Consider the following 20,232-nt stretch of genomic DNA (forward strand, 5'->3'; position numbering starts at 1 on the left):
GTTTCAGTATCTGGGTTGAGATCCTGAAATAAATTCAGGATGACGTTCATGAGTTCAAGATGACGTTTGTGGATTCAGAATGACATATGTTGTTTCATGACGACGATAGGTAAGGTTTTTTCCGTCATGCTGAACTCGTTTCAGTATCTGGGTTAAGATCCTGAAATAAATTCAGGATGACGTTCGTGGTTTCAGGATAACGTACGTGAGTTCAGGGTGACGATTGTGGATTCAGGCTGACGATAGGTCAGGTTTTTTCCCGTCATGCTGAACTTGTTTCAGTATCTGGGTTAAGATCCTGAAATAAATTCAGGATGACGTTCGTTAATTCAGAGTGACATTTGTGGCTTCAGAGTGACATTCGTGGTTTCATGATGACGTATGTGAATTCAGAACTACGCGCTCAAATAAAGCGTATAAATAATAAAAGGGTTTTAGTCGTATGGAAAAGTTACTGATCATTGATGATGATAAAGGAATACAAAAGCAACTTAAGTGGAGCTTATCTGATTATGAGGCTGTATTAGCAGGTGATCGTGAAAGTGCTATTGCTGCAGTACGTCGCTTTGAACCCAAAGTTGTTACGCTTGATTTAGGTTTACCGCCAGATGAAGCTAATGCCACTGAAGGTTTAGCGGCATTACAGGAAATTTTGACCATAGCGCCTCATACTAAGGTGATAGTGATCACCGGGAATGATGATCGTACTAATGCGTTAAAAGCTATTTCTGCGGGTGCCTACGACTTTTATCAAAAGCCAATAGATGCTGATGTGATCAATGTCATTATTGCGCGGGCGTTTAGTGTTTCGGCAATTGAAGACGAAAACCGTAAGATGCGTCAAGTTGCGGGTAGTGATATTGGCATTATTGGCAACAGTGAAGCTATTGACCGCCTCCGCATGATGGTAAAGCGCATTGCGCCAACACAAATTACAGCCTTATTACTGGGTGAAAGCGGCACAGGTAAAGAAGTAACCGCTAATGCCGTGCATATTGCCAGTGAGCGCAGTAATAAGCCCTTTGTTGCCATTAACTGTGCTTCTATCCCTGAAAACTTATTAGAAAGTGAATTGTTTGGTTTTGAAAAAGGAGCTTTTACTGGGGCTCATCGTGCGACTAAAGGCAAAATAGAGTGTGCAGAAGGCGGTACTTTATTTCTTGATGAAATTGGTGATATGCCCTTTAGCTTGCAAGCAAAACTATTACGCTTCTTACAAGAAAAAACGATTGAACGCCTTGGTGGTCGACAAGAAATTAATGTTGATGTTCGAGTCGTTTGTGCAACCAATCAAAACTTAGAACAAATGGTTAAAGATAAAACTTTCCGTGAAGACTTATTTTACCGCGTGAGTGAAATAACCTTAAATATCCCCCCGCTACGTGACCGAGATGAAGACGTATTAATTCTGGCTCAATATTTTTTACAGATGTACGCACTTGAATATAAACGTAATGTAAAAAGTTTTTCAGAAGACGGTTTAAGTGCTATTAAGGCTCATAAATGGCCGGGCAATATTCGTGAGTTACAAAATAAAGTAAAAAGTTCGGTAATTATGACGACTGGCACACAAGTGACTGCCTTTGACTTAGGCTTTTTTGATCATACGAATACTGAACTTGAGTTGTCTTTGAATTTGCGCTCGGTGCGAGAAAAAGCAGAGTCACTGGCTATTCAAAAAGCTTATGCGTTAGCCGAAGGCAATATGTCAAAAGCTGCAGAATTACTGGGTGTTACTAGACCAACATTGTATTCATTAATTGAAAAATATGGCCTAACAATTAACGAAACCTAGATGATGTGAAAATATGGAGAAGGTTTTGTTATAAAATCTTCTCCACTAATTAATGATGTTAACTATTATCGTTTTCACTATTTCGTTCAGAATTAGTATCGGCAATTGTATCAGCCGTTAGCTCTGAGTTAGCTTCAATACTTTCATCGATATTACTTTCAGCATATAAACGACTCTTCTGCTTAAGGAGTTTATCAACATAACGCGCCATTTTAATTTTCTGCTTAATCGACGACTCTAATATCTCTTCTACTTCTCTTAATATTTCTTTCATGTTTTCAACATTCTCAGTTGAATTAACGATGAGCTGTGCGCTAGCCTGGCTAGGTTCATTACTGGCTAATTGTACTTTATGAAGTGAACCGGTTAACTCTACTTGCATCTCTAACGCGACTTCGTTAATTGCGTCAACATCAATACAAGTGAGTTCTTCTAAAAACCCAAACAATAATAAACGGTCAACAAAAATATTGATTTTTCTGGGAACGCCTAACGTTTTTTCATGAATAACGTTAAAGCCTTCATCTGAGAAGAGTGCCTCTTTAATACAACCTGCTTGCTGCAATCTATGATTAATGTATTCTTTAACTTCGTCACTAGTGAGTGGCTTTAAATGCGCAGATGCAATAATACGTTGACGAAATTGTTCCATATTAGGCGCTTGAATAATATCTTTAAGCTCTTCCTGTCCGAGAAGAAAACTTTGTATCAACGGCTTATTATCCAGTTGAAAATTAGATAACATGCGCAGTTCTTCAACCGTTTCTATCGGTAAATTTTGTGCTTCGTCAACAATCAACAAAGCGCGCTTACCTTGGCGATTCAAATCAATAAGAAACTGTTCAATTGACTGTAGTAGCTCAGCTTTGCTTTTACCTTTAACGGTAATCTTAAATTCAAAGGCGACAAGTTCAAGTAATTCTTGTGGGTCGAGCTTAGTCGTGACAAGTTGAGCAGCAACAATTGAATCGTCAGCAATATTGTTTAAAAGGTTACGCGCTATTGTTGTTTTACCCGTGCCTATAGGCCCAGTAACTACAATAAAACCTTCGCCTTGGTCTAAGCCATATTGTAAATAAGACATTGCTCTTTGGTGGTTGCTTGACGCGAAAAAGAAACGTGGGTCGGGACTTAACTGAAAAGGACGCTCTTTAAAACCATAATAATTTTCGTACATACTGCTAAAAACCTTTACTAAATTTGAGGTAGACCCGGTCTTCCTCATAATTGAATGATTGCTCAGTTGAACTACGATTAAGGTGGCTTAAGCCTAACTTAATATTTAATCGACTATTTAGAGACTTATCATATTCAAGACTATAACGTCGGTAGCGATCTTGGCGCTCATTTTCTTGTGCAAGTAAAAAATGATTATCGCTATATTCAAGCTTTAATTGCAGGTTCGATTTACCACTAACTTTGCGTTTAATTGCAAATGAAGCACGTGCATTTCGATCTTCGATACGAGTATCCAAATTTTCACGGGTTAAACTAGACAGTGAAACACTAAATGTTGTGCGGGTAAGCTTCAATTCTGACAACCATTTTAGTTCTTTGTTTAGTGATAAACCTAGATCTTCCACTAAAACAAAATCATTTAAATTTACCAGCTGATAATCATCAATATTAATATTATCATTATTACTAAGAAAACAAGCTAAAGTGTCAATTATCTCGCTCTGGGGACAATAATAACTTCCTAGTGCAACACTCTGATAATTGTTGCGGGTAAACGCTCTAACTTCTTCTACGTAGGTAATTGAGTTGGTTAAACGTTTGTTCTTATGGGTAAGGTCGAGACCATAACTTTCTCCATAAAAACGTTGGCCATAATCAACTTTTAATGATGTTCTTTGACTAGGCTCCCAGCGAATTGTGGCCGCAACATAGTCTTGTTGTTCTTTGCCATCGAGATCTACCTGAGTACCAGTAGGTGTGTTATAAGATAGGTCTAATAAGAGCCTAGAGCTTATTAACCAACGGAAACCGCCACCGTAAGAATCAGATTCAAGTGATGAACTATTACTTTGGGTAAGGTCACCCTCGTTGGTCTCATCATAGTAGCGTAAAAATGGTGTGATTTTATAATTGGTAATAAAGCCTATCTTCAGTTCCCCTTTAAATAGCGTGCCGTCTCTCCCTTGATTGCTATAATCAGCAAACTCAGATGAAGCACTCCAGTAGATATGTCGTGCAGCAGAACCATTATCACTTAAAAAATTCGCACCATACCCTTGTCGTTCACCTATGGCATCTTGTGATTTAGTGGTTCGGTATTGAATGATTGAATTGATACTAAAATCACTATTGTTAATAGAATACTCAAAACCACCCGAATAATTTTCTACTCTGCTGATATCGCCAGAAACAATATCGGCTAAAGCGTTATTAGATGAATTTCTAGATTGATTTGATATTGCAGCACTAGCAATTAAAGCGAGTCCTTTAGGACCTAGCTTTAAGCGAAAATTACTATCTAAGGTATGAAAGTCATCATCAGTGTCATGATCATGGCTATACATTGCATAAACACTACTAGAATTAAGGCTGAACTCTAATTTTTTTGATGAGAATAATGTGCTTAATTCAACACCTGTTTGACTAACTAAACTTGCTGTTGTGTCGTTAACCGATAAATTAACATTATCTGTATAGGTTTCATCAATAATTAACTGTGGTGTAAACTGCCATTCCCCTGCGAAAGTATTTGCAGATAAAATGGCAAAGATTGCTGCAGCTAATACTGTCTTATTTAGTGCCGTATCCATAACCATAATAGCCATACATATCCTTGTGAGATCTGATTGCTTTGTTTAGCACTAAACCCAGTGCTAAATCTTCGTTGAGGTTTTCTGTCGCTTTTTGAATATCTGCTAAGAGCGTTTTTGATTCTTCAACTACGACCAGCGCTTGGCCCATTAAGTTGGCTAAGACCATCGTTTCTGTAACACCAATTAATGGTGGGCAGTCAAATATTACAATACGGTCAGGGTAGCGCTCTGCAAGTTCTTTAGCTAAAGACTCCATACGGTCACTGGCGAGTAATTCATTAGAAAGATGATGAGGTTCACCTGCAGGAATTATTTTAAGCTTATCAATATTGGTACTGTAAATTATTTCAGAAATATCGTGCTTCTCACCCAGTAAGTATTCAATCAAGCCAGGGACTTGCTTAAAGCCTAATTCTCGATTTATGCTTGGGCGTAGAACATCGGCGTCAATTAATAATACTGTTTTATCTTGTTCTAAGGCGATACTTAGCGCAAGGTTGATTGAGATAAAAGTTTTACCTTCATTTGGTTTAGAGCTACTTATCATAACCAAATTACTGTTTTTAAGCGTTTTAGAGCCTGAGCCAAAGGCATTGTTTAAGAGCTTACGTTTAATTTGGCGAAACTCATCTTTAATACTTTTTCTGGTACCGTTATCGATTAAGAAACCACGACTTTCAAGATCATTCTTATTAAGCACTAAAACATCATTGTTTTCATAATTTACTGAAGCTGTCGAGCTTTTAGCGGCTTTAGTTGCTTTATCAACCGTTACATTTTCAGTAACAACCGGTGTTTTGTCTTGTTGAGCCATCTTTTGTTTAGCGAGTGCTTTTTCTATGGTACTCATAAATTAAAAATCCTATGTATTGGCGCTTGTATTGCATCCGGAAATAACGAATAAGCGATAAAAAAGCATAATATTAAAATTAATAAGCTGTTAGAGACAAAAAACAGTATCGTTTTACGTTTATCTTTACTTTGTAGACCTATATTTTCAGTAGCTGAAACAATACCAAAAATAGGAATGCCCGTTGCCCGAGCTACTTGGCTGCTCGAAGTTACAACAGGGTTAATTTGACTGAATAAAAAGGAAAATCCCAATCCAACACCTACTCCTAAAAAGGTCACAACTACATAAAATAGATACCTTTTAGGACCTGAAGGTATTAAAGGTGCACGAGGAGGATCAATCACTTTGAAATTTATTTTACTGGTCGTTTCGTTAGCAGACTGACCTATTTGTGCTTTCTCTTTACGTTCAAGTAAGTCTTCATATTGTTTTTTAGTAATATCGTAGCCGCGATTAAGTGCGACTAGTTCTGCTTCGATTTCAGGTAATGTATGAATTTTGTTTTCAAGATCTCTAACAGTATTTCTGTAATCATTAGCTCTTACCTCCATCGAAGCAACTTGTCCTTCAAGTTGATTCACTTGAATTTGAATCTCTTGAATTACCGGGTTCTGACTTATTGGCGTGTAGTCATTACCTGCCTCATTACTGCTTGTTAGATACTGTTCAATTTCATCATTTCTTTGCTTTGATAAATGCTCTAGGCGACGTTGAACTTCTTTCACATCAGGATGTTGCTCGGTATATCTAAGCTGTAGTGAATCTAATTGTCCTTCTAACTCGGCAATACGATCATCAAAAGTCGTTTTTATACTGTTTGAATCAACAATATTGTTTTGCTGATTAGATTCTGACGTTGAAGATTGCATCAGTTTAGCTTTTGAACCAGCTAATTGTGTTTTAGTTTCTAGTAAAATTAGTTCAATAGTTTTTAATTGTTCTTTTGAGTTATTTAGCTTTTGGTAATAACCACCGTACTGGTTAGGCAGCACTTCACTGTATTTTTGTTTAAAATTAGTTAACTTTGCTTCGTCTTTTAATAAACGATTTTCATATTCATTAATTTGGCTATCAAGAAATTTTTGTGCAGAATCAGAATCCCGACGATTCTCACCTCGAGTCGTTTCAATAAACACCGTAATAACCGCTTGCACAACATCGCGTGCCATTACTGGGTCTTTATCAGAGAACCTGATATTGAAAATGTTTTGTCTTCTGCCGCCAGTTTTGTTAATTGAAATACCCTTTGTTAATCGTTCAATTAAGTTATTAAATTCTTGCGGGGTATTAGCTTGAACATCTAGATCGGTCATCCGAGCAATACGCTCTAAATTTGGGCGATTGAGCAATGTTTTTACCATTAAACTGATTTGTTCATCAGGATTCGACTCAACCGTCATCCCTTTTAACAAAGGACCTAAAATAGATTGAGTATCAGCAAATACCCGCGCTTCTGATTCATAACTATCTTGTAGCTGTGAAACGGCAAACCAACCTAAAGGGCAAATAAGCCAAGTAGCTATCATAAGATAGCGGCGTTTAATCCACATACCTTTTAAATAATCTAAAATTTGTTCAAGTGTTTCTTGCATTCCTGACCTCTAAATACAGGCAATTAATAAAATAGGCGATTGTTATCTTATGTAACTAAAACTAAAACCAAGTTTCAGGGATAACAATTATATCACCTGGCAAAACGTCAACGTTAGCCGCTATCTCGCCATTCTTAATTAAGTCTTCAATATAAATTTCATATTGTTTTTGTTCGCCATTTTCCACTCTTACTAAAATAGCATCGTTACCATCAGCAAATTCTGTTAAACCACCGACCTGAATCATTACGTCGAGTAATGTCATTTGCTGAATATAATTGATTGACTTAGGTTCTGCAGCTTCACCAATAACACGTATCTGCTCACTAAATGGGCCAACAAAATTATTTACGGTTACGGTAACTACGGGCTCTCTCAGGTAAGTTGCTAAAATTTCTTCAATAGTTCGAGCGAGTTCGGTAGGTGTTTTTCCTGATACAGGTATATCTTCAACTAAAGAGGTGGTTATCATTCCGTCGGGACGCACAACAAATGTGCCTGAAACTTCAGGGTTACGCCATACGAATATATTAACAACATCACCGGCACCAATTAAATATTTATAAGAGCTAACATCAACCGTATTCGATTGGTGTATGGTTGCTGGTGGTAAGGTTAATGTACTACAACCTGAAATAACATAAGCTATAGTTAGTAGTATTGCTGTTTTTAGTTGACCGAGCATATTCTTTTCCATGGTTATAACCTTCTTTATACATCGAATTTATTAAATTGATACTAAGCTATCTGATTGTATGTGATTTTTACAAAGGTTGCACAACATTTAATAGGTGTAAAAAACTTATGATTATTGCTATTATCTTACACGCTTATGTTTTGGGTGTTTTTTACTAAAAATCATAAATGAACAAGTTGAATCTATTAATAATAAAGGGAATAATTAATTCATATGTCTAGCCCAAAGTTTCGAGATCTATCTTCGGGTAGTAAATCTTTAGTTATTATTGAACTGATTTTTTTCGCGGGTTCATTATTACTGACCGTCTATTTAAATAGCTTGTTTTTATTTGTCGAGCATCAAAACATACCTACTAATTTATTGGCTATTTGCGCGATTGTTTTCGCGCTAATGGTACAACTATCGTTATTAGCACTAGGCTTATATAACTCAAAGCTGCGTGAAAATTACCGTGGTATTGTCAGGCGTTTGCTTGTTTCAGTAGCGATTGGCTTCTTTATTGTCACCTTAATTAATCCCTTATATGGTCAACACGCTTTAAAAATTGAATTACTTGCACTGGCGGCATTATTTAGTCTTATTATTGATAGTGCTTTTCGTTATTTTACTCTGCAAGTCGACTTTTTTGGTTTCAGTAAAAGAGTGGTATTAGTGCTTGGCGCAGGTGACAGAGCGTCTATCATCGAAAAACGCATGCGTCGAGATGTCGACAGGCAAGGGTTTTACATGCACGGCTTTGTTATTATGCCAGGCGACACCGAAACAGGTATAGTTAACGAAAACCGTATTGCATTAGAAGGTTCTCTGGTTAACTATGCACTAGAGCATGGTATTGACGAAATTGTTGTTGCTAGTGATGAACGTCGTGATAATTTACCGGTTGATGAACTTTTTGCCTGTAAAATACGTGGCGTAGAAATTACCGAAATTCTCGATTTTATCGAGCGAGAAACAGGTCAGATTGCCGTAAACCTTATTTATCCAAGTTGGGTGATCTATTCAAATGGTTTTGCTTCCGGCAACCATTTACGCAATACCTTAGATTGGGTTTTTAACGCGGCTATTGCTATTGCTTTAACCTTAGTTACTTGGCCAGTTATGCTAATAACAGCCATTCTTATTAAATTAGACGAAGGCATGAAAGCCCCTATTTTTTATCTGCAAGAGCGCGTTGGCTTAGACGGACAAGCTTTTAATATTTATAAATTTAGAAGTATGCGAATCGATGCGGAGAAAAATGGTGCTCAAATGGCCTCCGAAAATGATGATCGGACTACGAGTATTGGTAAATTCATTCGTAAATACCGCGTAGACGAATTACCACAGATACTCAATGTCATTCGTGGCGATATGGGCTTTGTTGGCCCGCGTCCTGAACGTCCTGAATTTGTTCAGCAGCTTATTAAAAACTTACCTTACTACAACGAGCGTCATAATGTTAAGCCAGGCTTAACAGGCTGGGCACAATTAAAGTACCCTTATGGTTCAACAGAAGAAGATTCATTAGAGAAGCTTAAATATGACTTATATTACATTAAGCACCGTAGCTTTATGTTGGACTTATTAATTTTAATTAGAACGGTTGAAATTGTTTTATTTGGCAAAGGAAGATAAATAAAATGCTCTCTCTACTTGCTGTGAGTAATATTATATTGGAACAAGGGTTATATTTGTGAGCCAAATTATTAATGCGATGACAGTCGATGTTGAAGATTACTTTCACGTATCTGCGTTTGAAAATACTATTGCTAAAGCCGATTGGGAAAAAACGCCCTTACGTGTTGAACATAATACTTATCGGTTACTTGAATTATTTGAAAAGCATAATGTTAAAAGTACTTTTTTTACATTAGGTTGGGTCGCAGAACGTTGCCCTAACTTGATTAAAGCGATAGTTGACCAAGGACATGAATTAGCAAGCCATGGTTTTGCACATCAGCGTATCACTGAAATGAGTAAAGACGATTTTGTTACTGATGTTGTAAAAAGTAAAAATATTTTAGAACAATTGTCTGGCACTGAAGTTATAGGTTATCGTGCGCCAAGTTTTTCACTTAATGATACTAATACATGGGTTTATGAAAAATTAATTGAATTAGGCTTCCAATATAGCTCGAGCACTTATCCCATTCAACACGACTTGTATGGGGTGCCGAATTGGCCTCGCTTTATACATGAACGCTCAGAAAGCTTTGGTGGACAAAAAATAATTGAAATACCCATACCAACCCTGCGTAAGAATAATATCAATACAGGTATAGGTGGTGGCGGTTATTTTCGTTTATATCCATATTGGCTTTCTAAGAAACGTATTGATAAATTCCATCAACAGGAACAAAAACCTTATAGTTTTTATTTTCATCCTTGGGAAATAGATCCAGACCAACCAAGAGTGAAAGATGCGCCACTAAAATCAAAGTTCAGGCATTATATAAATTTATCGAGAATGGAAGGTAAATTAGAGCGACTTTTAAAAGACTATAAATGGGATACAATGCGAAGCGTTTACTTGGTTAAATAATACCAAAATTGAGTTAATCATTTCATAGGGATGCCATTAGGTAATGTGTAGATTAAATCAATCTCATGTGTTTAATAATAACGTAGATTTTAATTAATATAATTATAATTTTTAATGGAATACAATAAGATAATATTATGAAAAACCAAAGTATTGCTACACTTTCCTTTTCTCTTATCCTATTAATATGGGGAGCTTCATTTTACAAAGGCATAGAGACCGCCATTGATATTTGGCTTATTTCTGAAATATTTACCCACTGTTTATTCGTTATTCCAGCTGCTTGTTACCTTGTTTTCCAAAAGCGAACAATATTATGCCAACAATCTTTTAAACCTAACTATTGGCTGACCCTTCCATTAATAGGTACTTTATTACTTTATACCTTTGGAGTTGTTGGCGATATAAGACTGTTCATGCATATTGCTACGTTTGTTTCATTACCGCTTCTGATTTGGATGGTTATTGGTAATCAAGCAGCAAGTAAAATAGCATTTCCTCTTTATTTTATATTGTTTTCTATTCCTATCGGCGAACAACTAATACCATACTTACAAGAGCTAACTACTGATATAGCCGTACCATTGTTGGAACTATCTGGCGTACCTATTTATCGTAATGGCTTGTATTTAGATATACCTGAAGGACGGTTTCTAGTCGCAGAGGCATGTTCGGGTATAAGTTTTCTAATTGCTTCTATCGTATTTGGTCATTTATACGCCTACTTGTCATTTGAAAGACGCCCTAAGCAATTGATATTTGTATTTATCTCTATAATAGTTCCAATTTTAGCTAATGCTGTAAGAGTTTACGGTATAGTCTTAACAGCTCATTTGAGCGATATGGAATATGCAGCAGGGGCTGATCATATAATATATGGGGGTGTTTTTTATGCTATTATTTTATTTTTATTAATCGTCATAGGTGAGAGGTTCAGAGATAAAAAAATAACGGTTAAAGCAGAAATAACTAAGAAAAAAAATGATACAACTTTTCAATATGGGCCTTTATCTATTATATTAATAGCTATGTTCACTCTTCAATATTTTTGGATATTGAGTATTGAGCATATTCAAAAGTCTGTTGTAATTAGTCCTCCCCTAATTCAATTTAACACCTTGCCATATAATATAAGTAAAAAAGAATTAGTAAAGTGGAAACCATACTTTACAGATGCGGATAGTATTCAGCAAGGTAATGTAATTATTGATAAGAATACAAAAGTCGAATTTTTTAGTGCCTCATATGATGGTTACAAAGGGGAGCTTATTTCTTCAATTAACAAGCTTTATAATGGTTCGCGCTGGACCTTGGTTCAAACAAGACCTTTGCGCCTTAATAGTTCGCAACTAGTGCAGTTAACTGAGCTAGTTTCTCCAATAGGCAAAAAGCGTCTAATTATCCACTGGTATCAACTTGGAGAAGTTTCCTATATCAGTAAGGTTAAAATAAAACTGAAGCAAACTTTCAATTTATTGTTGGGTGAAGTTGATCGAACAGGATTAATTGCATTGTCTATCGAAAGTGATAAGGATAACGAATCGTTACTGGTTCTCTTTTCAGATGTTGTTGCTCATCTAGACTCACCAACCCAACAGACTGCAGAACCAAAATAATGAATATTGCACTTAAAGTCGAAGAAAATAACGGTATCAATCGTAAAACACAACCAGTAACTGTAGGTATACCGTTATCTAAAGGAATGATTGTAGATAAAAAAAAATTAGTCCTTAAAGATGAAAATAAAAATATCATAAAATGCCAAATAAAAATTTTAGAATATTGGGATGATAAAAGTGCAAAATGGATATCTTTAGACTTCAAAGTTGATATTAAAAGTAACAGTAATAGCACTTATTACTTAACTTCTATTTCAAGCGTACATCATGTTCAAGAAAAAATATCATTAACCAAAAATGAAGAGTTCATTAATATTAACTCAGGAATAATAAGTGTAAATATTACTAAGAGAGAGGGAGATCTATTTTCTTTATGCTTAGACTCAAAAAAAGAAGAAAGCACGACTGCTCTAAGTGTTAAGTTGGTTGATGATACAGGGAAATCATTCGATGCAGTTATACAAAATTTTTGGTTTGCAGAAGATGATGACAACTCTTCACAAACAAAAGACATATTTATTGAGGGGACTTTTTCTGGTTTAAAACTTAGCAAACTTAAATTTAAATCAAAAATCACTTTTTTTAATGATAGTTCATATTTCAAACTAGATTTTACTTTACATAACCCTCAAGCAGCAAAGCACGAAGGAGGATTGTGGGACTTAGGTGATATTAGCTCAATCAACATTACATCTCTGGTTATTTCTCTAACAACCCCAAAAAATTCAATTGCAAAAATGACTGACCATTTGTCAAACGATACAATGCTTTTTGAACAAGACTTCCATATACAACAATTTTCTAGTGGGGGAGAAAATTGGAATAGCCCAATTCATAAAGATGCAAGTGGTAATGTTGGCCTTAAGCAAAATGGGTATAAAATTTCTGGAAAGAATTTAGAGCAGACTGGAAATCGGATATTGCCCTCCATAGAGTTAACAAGTGATATACAAACTACTTGTGCTTATGTAGAGAATTTTTGGCAAAATTTTCCTAAAGCTATTCGCAAAAAAGATAACATATTAAAGCTTGAGCTATTTCCCGAAGGAGAAATTGAACTTCAAGCTGGTGAACAGAAAACACATACAGTTTGGTTTGATTTTGATTCTAATGGTCAAAATTTTGATTGGGTTGACAAACCTTTAAATATTACATTAGATCCTGAATATGTTGCATCAACTAATGCTCTCGATTATTTCAGTAACGTAAGCCAACAAAATGATTTATTGAAGATCATAAATAAAGGTATTACTGGTGCCAATAATTTTTTTGAAAAACGAGAAAAAATTGATGAGTTCGGGTGGAGAAACTTTGGTGAGCTTTATGCCGATCATGAAGCTGCAGGAAATAAAGATTCAGAGCTTTTTATTTCACACTATAACAACCAGTATGATCCACTTTATGGTTTTATATATCAGTTTTATCTGACTGGTGATAAAAAGTGGTTTGAATTAGCGGATGACTTGGCTAAGCATATAACGGATATCGATATTTATCATACGGTTGATGACAAGGATGAATATAATGGTGGTTTGTTTTGGCATACCGATCACTATTTAGATGCGTCAACATGCACACATAGAACTTTTTCAAAAAATCATCAAGCAGCCTATGAAGGGTATACATCTGGTGGTGGTCCTGGCGGGCAGCATTGCTATACAACAGGTCTAAAATCTCATTATCTTTTAACAGGTAATGAAAATTCTAAAGCGGCTGTATTACAGTTAGCCGATTGGATCACTTATAGTTTTGAAGGTTCGAATTGTTTTTTAGCAAAACTTTTTGCGATAAAACAAAGTGGTAATCATGGTATTAAAGACCATATGTCAGAAAAGTACCCAATGGATAGGGGAACTGGGCACTATATCATTGCTTTATTAGATGCTTATGACTTAACTCAAATACAGAGTTATTTAACAAGAGCTTTTAAGATAATTGGCAATACCTTTCACCCTAATGATGATGTTTTATTAAGAAATTTTGATAATATTGAGACAACGTGGTTTTATACAGTATTCTTGCAATCAGTTGGTCGATTCTTGTTGATAAAAGAGCAAATGAATCAGCTAGATAATGACTTTTATTATGCTCGTGATGCCATGCTTCACTACGCTAACTGGATGTTGGAAAATGAGTTACCTTATTTAGAGCAAACCGATAAATTAGAGTTTCCAAATACAACATGGGCTGGGCAAGATTTACGGAAGGTTGGGATTTTTTATATGGCGAATTATTATTCACCAGTAAATAATGAAGCCCTCCTTGGAAAAGCTGCTTATTTTCACCAGCATATTATTAAGATGTTGAGGAATGATAGTAGTAATCAATATACGAGAATTTTAGCGTTATTGATGCAAAACATTGGCTTTGTACATTTTTATCAATATAGAATTAGTCAAAATAAATTCGAAAATATTCGAAACTACACAGATAAAATTCATACGAATAAAGTAATAAGTATTCTTTCATTATTATTAAAAGAATTGTCCCGATTATCAATCAAACGTGAATTTAAATGGTTGAGTTTACGTTCTTCCAAAGTAGCGAAACTATTAGGAAATAAAGACTAAATGAAAAAAATTAATGTACTGCAGTTTATTTGTTCTTCTGGATTTTATGGTGCAGAACGCTGGGTGCTAGCGCTTGCAAAATACTTAGATCCTCAAAAAGTGAATTGCCACCTTGCTGTAACTATTGAGTCAAATAATGACGATTTAAAAATCATAAATCAATTTAATAAACTTGATGGAAATGTCTTTGAATTTCCTATGAGCGGTAGGTTCGATGTTAAGGTTGTTAATAAACTAGTCGAAGTAATAAAAATTAATAATATTGATATCATTCATACCCATGGATACAAGTCAGATATACTTGGGTTGTTAGCGGCTAAAAAAGCGGGTATCAAAATTGTTATTACACCGCATGGGTTTTCTAATGGGATTGACTTCAAGTTAAAATTCTTTATTTGGTTAGGGTGTCAATCATTTAGATTTGCTGACATCGTTGCTCCACTCTCAAAAGCGCTTTGTAGTGATGTTCGTGGTTTTGGTGTTAAAGAAGAGCGCTTAGTCTATGTTCAAAACGGGGTCGACTTATCTGAAGTTGATGAGCAAAAAATAAAAAATAACCCATTAAAATCTATTGGCGATAATAAAAGAATTGGCTTTGTTGGTCAAATGATTAGTCGTAAAAACATTAAAGACATTTTAGATATATTTGAATCCTTGGCAGGTAAATATCCAAATATTACTTTGACCTTACTGGGTGATGGTGAATCAAGAGTTGAACTTGAAAAGTATACACAATTGCTATCTCATAAGGATCGAATTGAATTCTTAGGGTTTAGGGATGACCGCTTAGAGTTACTTCAAAGCTTTGATTTATTTGTAATGACTTCAAGTTTAGAAGGAATACCTCGCTGTTTAATGGAAGCAACTGCGATGGGAATTCCTGTAGCCGCATATAATATTGCTGGTATTGATCAATTAATTGAACATGATAAAACAGGATTACTTGCACCTTATGGTGAAAAAGAACTGTTATCTACTTATTGGGAAACGTTACTTTTTAATCAAGAAAAAGCAGATGAATTATCCAATGCAGCTTGCAGATTTGTAAACACTAACTATTCAGGTAAACGCATGGCTGATGAATACGTAACTCTTTTTAACGATCTGATGGATTAAAAGCAATAAAATGTCTAAAAATAAATTAAAAATTGGTTTATTAGTTGAAGACGGCAATCTTCCTGCTTGGGCCTTTGAAATGGTTCAACAGATTAAAGAAAGTGAATACGCAGAAATATCTCTTATTATTGAGAATGACGTAAAAAAAATAATACCTAATTTAAGCCTCAACGAAAAAATTAAAAATAACAAACACAGGTTGGGGTACCTTTTGGTTAGAAAAATTTTAGAGGTGGTATATGACAAACTGATAGATCGGGTAAAAACTTTGCCGAATGCAACAAAATCTATTAGTTGTGACGAGCTCTATATGGGTATCCCATTAATTAAAGCTCGACCGATTCAAAAGAAGCATTCAGATTATTTTGTTGAAAATGATATTGAAAAGATTAAAGAATGTCAGTTAGATGTGATCATTCGGTTGGGTTTTAGAATACTTAGAGGCGATATTCTATTAGCCAGTAAATATGGTGTGTGGTCTTTTCACCATGGTGACAATCACTTAAATCGTGGCGGCCCCGCAGGTTATTGGGAAAGTTTAGAAAGCTGGCCAGAAACAGGAGCAATTTTACAAATTCTCAATGAAGACTTGGATAATGGACAAGTACTGTACCGCTCTTACTCTTGTACCAATGAATTCTCTTTTAATGAAAATGTTAATAACTATTTTTGGAAATCTTTGTATTTTATGACGCGAACCTTAGAATCTTTATTTTTAGAAGGCGAAAAAGATTTTTTTGAAAAAATAGCTAAACAAAACCAAGACCCAACAATATACTCAGAAAAATTGTATAAAAGCCCAACAAATAAAGAATTAACCAAGCTAACCCTAAATAAACTTATTCAAAAACTTACTCACATTGTTCAAAATAAATTTTATTTTGAACAATGGATCTTACTTTTTGATATTAAAAAAGAGTTCTCTAGCTCACTTTGGCGTTACAAAAGATTAGTCCCGCCTAAGGACAAGTTTTGGGCTGACCCTCATGTTATCTACAAAAATAAGACCTACTATATCTTTCTTGAAGAATACTTGTATAAAACAGGAAAAGGGCATATTTCACTCATCGAAATGAATGAAAAGGGTAACCATTCCGAACCAAAAATTGTTTTAGATAAAGATTATCATTTATCCTATCCGTTCATTTTTGATCATGACGACGAACTTTATATGATCCCTGAAAGTGTAGAGAATAATACAGTTGAATTATATCGATGTACTGATTTCCCTAATAAATGGGAGTTTGTGATGAATTTAATGGAAAATGTCTCTTTACTTGATGCTACATTATTATTTCATAATAATAGGTGGTGGATGTTTGCTAACGGGGCCGAACATAAAGGTGTTTCTACTTGGGATGAACTGTTTCTTTTTTCTTCTGATGATTTGCTATCTAAAGTTTGGGTATCTCATCCTATGAACCCCATTATTTCAGATTGTAAGCGAGCAAGACCTGCAGGGAAAATATTTGAGAAAAATGGCAATCTTTATAGGCCATCACAAAATTCATCGCATAAATATGGATATGGATTTAATTTTAATCGAATCATACAATTAGATGAGCATAACTATCGTGAAGAGTTAGTCTCAAAAGTCGAGCCTAATTGGGCTGAGGATGTAACGGCAACTCATACTTTTAGTAACGCACATAATTTGTATGTTATAGATGCTCAGATTAAAACAAAGAAAAAATAAAATGACAGTAATCAAATTAATACATAGTGAAGACTTTTCTGCTTGGGATGAATACGTAAAGCGACATATTAGTGCTAGTACGTATCATCGAATAGCATGGATGCAAGCAGTTGAGAATGGTTATAAACATAAATGCTTTTATTGGATAGCTAAGCAAGAAGAAGGCTCTGTTGTTGGTATATTACCTACGGTTTTGATTGCTCCACCATTTTCAAAAAGGAGTTTATGTGCTCTACCATTTTGTGATGTTGGTGGGATATTAGCGGACAATGATGATATACATACTGCTCTGCTAAATAAGGCTGTTCAATTTTGTAAAGAACATAATATTTCAGTATTTGATAATCGAAGTAGTGTAAAAAGAGAAACATTACTAGATGCCGAAAACTTTCCGGTAACAAAGGTTAGAATGCTAATGGACTTGCCAGAAAACTCTGATGATTTATTTTCGGGGTTTAAGTCTAAATTACGTAGTCAAATTCGAAAGGCTGAAAAGAATGGTTTAACAGCAAAAACTGGAAATAGCTCAAATTTTGTTGGTGAATTCTATCAGGTTTTCACTCGAAATATGCGTGATTTGGGATCTCCTGTTCACAGTAAAAATTGGTTCGAACACATTATGTCCTCTTATGGAGAAGATGCCATTATAGCAACGGTGTATGCTGAAAATAAGGTTGTTGGTGCAGGTATAGTTCTTTTTAACGGTAGTAAAGCGAGTATTCCTTGGGCATCGACCAATTCTGACTTTAATCATTTGGCTCCTAATATGCTGTTGTACTGGACACTATTAAAGTACGTTAATGATCGAGGTTGTAAGGAATTTGACTTTGGTCGTTCAACATTGGGCGAAGGTACATTTAAATTTAAAAGCCAATGGGGAGCAAAACCAGAGTTATTGAATTGGCAAAAATATGATAGTGCAGGGCAATTGTTAGCAGAGAGCGCAGGAGAAGCGAGTAAATTACGTTCTTTTGTAGAACAAACCTGGCGTAAACTACCTGTTAACATCAGTGAATATATAGGCCCTAAAATACGTAAATATATAAGTTTATAAAACTGACTTATTGAAAATCAAATAATAGAATGGAAGTATTATATGTGTGGCATTGCAGGGTTTAGCCAATTTAATCAAGTTAAGGCAAAGCAAAAAACATTAGTCGAAATGGGTAATGCTATTCTTCATCGTGGGCCTGATGCCAGTGGTGAATATATTGATGATGATATTGCTTTATGCCATCGAAGGTTAAGTATTATTGATTTATCAGACGCTGGAATTCAGCCTATGCATTCTTCAGATGATAAATTTGTTATAGCCTTTAATGGTGAAATATATAACTTCTTAGAGTTAAGGTCTTCGTTGCAGGCTGAGGGTTATCAATTTAATACCCATACTGACACTGAAGTCATACTTGCCCTTTATGGTAAGTATGGCGAAAAATGTTTAGAACATTTGAATGGCATGTTTGCTTTTGCTTTATGGGATAAAGAAAAAAAAGAGCTATTCGTTGCTCGCGATAGAATGGGTAAAAAACCGTTGTATTACTATTTCGATAATGAAAATATCTTTTTTGCTTCTGAATTAAAAGCTCTATTTGTTTTACCCAACATCCCTAAAACCGTTCGCGTAGATGCCGTTTATGACTTTTTTGCATATCAATATATACCCGATCCAAAAACAATTTTTGAAAACATATATAAATTAGAACCAGGACATTTCATTACCATTAACGCTAGTGGACTTAATAAAAAAGAATACTGGGATATTTCGTTTGCTCAAACGAGTAATGACTCTGAAGAGAAATTAAAGGCTGATCTAACTAAATTAACTGATTATTGTACTAAAAGTCGTATGGTGAGCGATGTTCCGTTAGGCGCATTTTTGAGTGGTGGTGTAGACTCTAGTGGTATTGTTGCGCTAATGGCAAAAAACAGTGAGTCACCAATAACTACTTGTTCTATTGGTTTTGATGATGAAAAGTATAATGAAGTAGATTTTGCCCGATCAGTAGCGGAACAATATAAAACAAACCATCATGAGTTTACTGTTCATCAAAATGTAAAAGATGAATTGGATCATATCGTTAGCTTTTTTGATGAACCTTTTGCCGATCCATCACTAGTTCCTACTTATTTCGTTTCAGAATTGGCTAAACAAAAAGTCACTGTTGCAATTGCTGGCGATGGTGGTGATGAAGTCTTTGCAGGTTATGAAAAGTACTCTGTTGATAACTTAGAAAACCAGTTACGTCAAAAATTTCCATCTATCGTTAGACGCAACATATTTCCACCATTAGCGAAGCTGGCAGGATGCATCAAAGCAAGGCCTTTTAGTCGTGCTAAATCATTATTAACAAGCTTAAGTGTTGAACCTGCAATGGGATTTTATATTACCAATTCATTTATGTCGGATGATATTTGGAATAGCTTGGTTAATGAAAATATGAAAAGTAACCTTAATGGCTACCATCCATCTAAAATAACAATAGACGCATACAATAAAGCCGATGGACCTGACCATTTATCAAAGGTACTTTATACCGATATGAAAACCTATTTACCGGGTGGTATATTAGTTAAGGTTGATCGAATGAGTATGGCTAATTCATTAGAGGTACGCGCACCAATTTTAGATTATAAATTAGTTGAATTCGCAGCGAAGATCCCTTCAAAATTCAAATTTAATGATGGTGAAAAGAAATATATATTAAAAGAAATATTTAAGCCTTTTTTGTCGGATAATATTTTATACAGAAAAAAGATGGGCTTCTCTGTCCCTTTAGCTGACTGGCTTCGAGGTGAAATAAAAGAAATAGCTGAAGATTGTCTCTTTAATCGTGAAGGTGGCTTGGTAAGTTACTTTAAACAAGAAACTATTCAAAAAATGTGGCTGCAACACCAGAATAAACAGATAGATTACTCGGCTCCTTTATGGAGTATGTTGATGTTTCAGATGTGGTGGGATAAGTACATGAAAACTGAGAGCATAGCCGAGTAATTAT

14 protein-coding genes are annotated in these 20,232 nt (G+C 35.1%); 9 read left to right on the top strand and 5 right to left on the bottom strand.

Translation table 11 applies throughout. The features are described from left to right. The first annotated feature begins 442 nt into the window (after positions 1-442). Positions 443-1,795 (top strand): PEP-CTERM-box response regulator transcription factor, encoded by a 1,353-nt coding sequence (gene prsR, locus H4J75_RS04540; RefSeq protein ID WP_182221475.1) that lies wholly within the window; start codon positions 443-445, stop codon positions 1,793-1,795. Between the two features lie 58 nt (positions 1,796-1,853). On the opposite strand, the gene H4J75_RS04545 is transcribed toward prsR, so the two are convergent. The 5 genes from H4J75_RS04545 to H4J75_RS04565 form a co-directional block, all read right to left on the bottom strand. Beyond that, the gene (locus tag H4J75_RS04545) at positions 1,854-2,972 is read right to left on the bottom strand and encodes an XrtA/PEP-CTERM system-associated ATPase (RefSeq protein ID WP_182221476.1); all 1,119 of its coding nucleotides are present in this window, start codon (positions 2,970-2,972) and stop codon (positions 1,854-1,856) included. 4 nt (positions 2,973-2,976) lie between these two features. Beyond that, positions 2,977-4,578, bottom strand: coding sequence for a TIGR03016 family PEP-CTERM system-associated outer membrane protein (locus H4J75_RS04550; RefSeq protein WP_182221477.1), 1,602 nt, complete (start codon positions 4,576-4,578; stop codon positions 2,977-2,979). Further along, entirely contained in the window at positions 4,544-5,416 is an 873-nt protein-coding gene (locus tag H4J75_RS04555; protein ID WP_182221478.1) for an XrtA-associated tyrosine autokinase, read from the bottom strand. Before H4J75_RS04555 ends, H4J75_RS04550 begins: the two co-directional genes overlap by 35 nt. Further along, complete coding sequence (locus H4J75_RS04560) at positions 5,413-7,011, bottom strand: XrtA system polysaccharide chain length determinant (RefSeq protein WP_182221479.1); 1,599 nt, start codon at positions 7,009-7,011, stop codon at positions 5,413-5,415. The genes H4J75_RS04555 and H4J75_RS04560 overlap by 4 nt, the downstream gene beginning before the upstream one ends. 61 nt (positions 7,012-7,072) lie before the next feature. After that, positions 7,073-7,708, bottom strand: a complete 636-nt coding sequence (locus H4J75_RS04565; protein WP_182221480.1) for an XrtA/PEP-CTERM system exopolysaccharide export protein — start codon at positions 7,706-7,708, stop codon at positions 7,073-7,075. A gap of 213 nt (positions 7,709-7,921) precedes the next feature. Between H4J75_RS04565 and H4J75_RS04570 the strand changes: the two genes are divergently transcribed. From H4J75_RS04570 to asnB, 8 genes are all read left to right on the top strand, one after another. After that, positions 7,922-9,325 (top strand): TIGR03013 family XrtA/PEP-CTERM system glycosyltransferase, encoded by a 1,404-nt coding sequence (locus H4J75_RS04570; RefSeq protein ID WP_182174157.1) that lies wholly within the window; start codon positions 7,922-7,924, stop codon positions 9,323-9,325. A 79-nt stretch (positions 9,326-9,404) separates the two neighbouring features. After that, positions 9,405-10,232 carry an XrtA system polysaccharide deacetylase gene (locus tag H4J75_RS04575; protein ID WP_182221541.1) on the top strand — a complete coding sequence of 276 codons (828 nt, stop codon included), beginning with the start codon at positions 9,405-9,407 and terminating at the stop codon, positions 10,230-10,232. Between the two features lie 137 nt (positions 10,233-10,369). Further along, complete coding sequence (xrtA, locus tag H4J75_RS04580; protein ID WP_182221481.1) at positions 10,370-11,848, top strand: exosortase A; 1,479 nt, start codon at positions 10,370-10,372, stop codon at positions 11,846-11,848. Then, positions 11,848-14,421, top strand: a complete 2,574-nt coding sequence (locus tag H4J75_RS04585) for a hypothetical protein (protein WP_182221482.1) — start codon at positions 11,848-11,850, stop codon at positions 14,419-14,421. The genes xrtA and H4J75_RS04585 overlap by 1 nt, the downstream gene beginning before the upstream one ends. After that, entirely contained in the window at positions 14,422-15,537 is a 1,116-nt protein-coding gene (locus tag H4J75_RS04590; protein ID WP_182221483.1) for a glycosyltransferase, read from the top strand. It begins immediately after the preceding gene. A gap of 10 nt (positions 15,538-15,547) precedes the next feature. Continuing rightward, on the top strand, positions 15,548-17,233 hold the full coding sequence (locus H4J75_RS04595) for a hypothetical protein (protein WP_182221484.1): 1,686 nt from the start codon (positions 15,548-15,550) through the stop codon (positions 17,231-17,233). A gap of 1 nt (position 17,234) precedes the next feature. Further along, positions 17,235-18,287: a FemAB family XrtA/PEP-CTERM system-associated protein gene (locus tag H4J75_RS04600; protein WP_182221485.1), complete on the top strand. Its 1,053-nt coding sequence runs from the start codon at positions 17,235-17,237 to the stop codon at positions 18,285-18,287. A gap of 42 nt (positions 18,288-18,329) precedes the next feature. Then, positions 18,330-20,228, top strand: a complete 1,899-nt coding sequence (gene asnB, locus H4J75_RS04605; RefSeq protein ID WP_182221486.1) for an asparagine synthase (glutamine-hydrolyzing) — start codon at positions 18,330-18,332, stop codon at positions 20,226-20,228. The last annotated feature ends 4 nt before the right edge of the window (positions 20,229-20,232 follow it).

This window comes from Colwellia sp. BRX10-1, from assembly GCF_014077545.1.
Taxonomy (GTDB): Bacteria; Pseudomonadota; Gammaproteobacteria; order Enterobacterales; family Alteromonadaceae; genus Colwellia_A.

Excerpts from the sequence above, each read along its gene's own strand:
- prsR (WP_182221475.1), top strand. The coding sequence starts at position 443 with ATGGAAAAGTTACTGATCATTGATGATGATAAAGGAATACAAAAGCAA.
- H4J75_RS04545 (WP_182221476.1), bottom strand. The coding sequence starts at position 2,972 with ATGTACGAAAATTATTATGGTTTTAAAGAGCGTCCTTTTCAGTTAAGT.
- H4J75_RS04550 (WP_182221477.1), bottom strand. The coding sequence starts at position 4,578 with ATGGCTATTATGGTTATGGATACGGCACTAAATAAGACAGTATTAGCT.
- H4J75_RS04555 (WP_182221478.1), bottom strand. The coding sequence starts at position 5,416 with ATGAGTACCATAGAAAAAGCACTCGCTAAACAAAAGATGGCTCAACAA.
- H4J75_RS04560 (WP_182221479.1), bottom strand. The coding sequence starts at position 7,011 with ATGCAAGAAACACTTGAACAAATTTTAGATTATTTAAAAGGTATGTGG.
- H4J75_RS04565 (WP_182221480.1), bottom strand. The coding sequence starts at position 7,708 with ATGGAAAAGAATATGCTCGGTCAACTAAAAACAGCAATACTACTAACT.
- H4J75_RS04570 (WP_182174157.1), top strand. The coding sequence starts at position 7,922 with ATGTCTAGCCCAAAGTTTCGAGATCTATCTTCGGGTAGTAAATCTTTA.
- H4J75_RS04575 (WP_182221541.1), top strand. The coding sequence starts at position 9,405 with ATGACAGTCGATGTTGAAGATTACTTTCACGTATCTGCGTTTGAAAAT.
- xrtA (WP_182221481.1), top strand. The coding sequence starts at position 10,370 with ATGAAAAACCAAAGTATTGCTACACTTTCCTTTTCTCTTATCCTATTA.
- H4J75_RS04585 (WP_182221482.1), top strand. The coding sequence starts at position 11,848 with ATGAATATTGCACTTAAAGTCGAAGAAAATAACGGTATCAATCGTAAA.
- H4J75_RS04590 (WP_182221483.1), top strand. The coding sequence starts at position 14,422 with ATGAAAAAAATTAATGTACTGCAGTTTATTTGTTCTTCTGGATTTTAT.
- H4J75_RS04595 (WP_182221484.1), top strand. The coding sequence starts at position 15,548 with ATGTCTAAAAATAAATTAAAAATTGGTTTATTAGTTGAAGACGGCAAT.
- H4J75_RS04600 (WP_182221485.1), top strand. The coding sequence starts at position 17,235 with ATGACAGTAATCAAATTAATACATAGTGAAGACTTTTCTGCTTGGGAT.
- asnB (WP_182221486.1), top strand. The coding sequence starts at position 18,330 with ATGTGTGGCATTGCAGGGTTTAGCCAATTTAATCAAGTTAAGGCAAAG.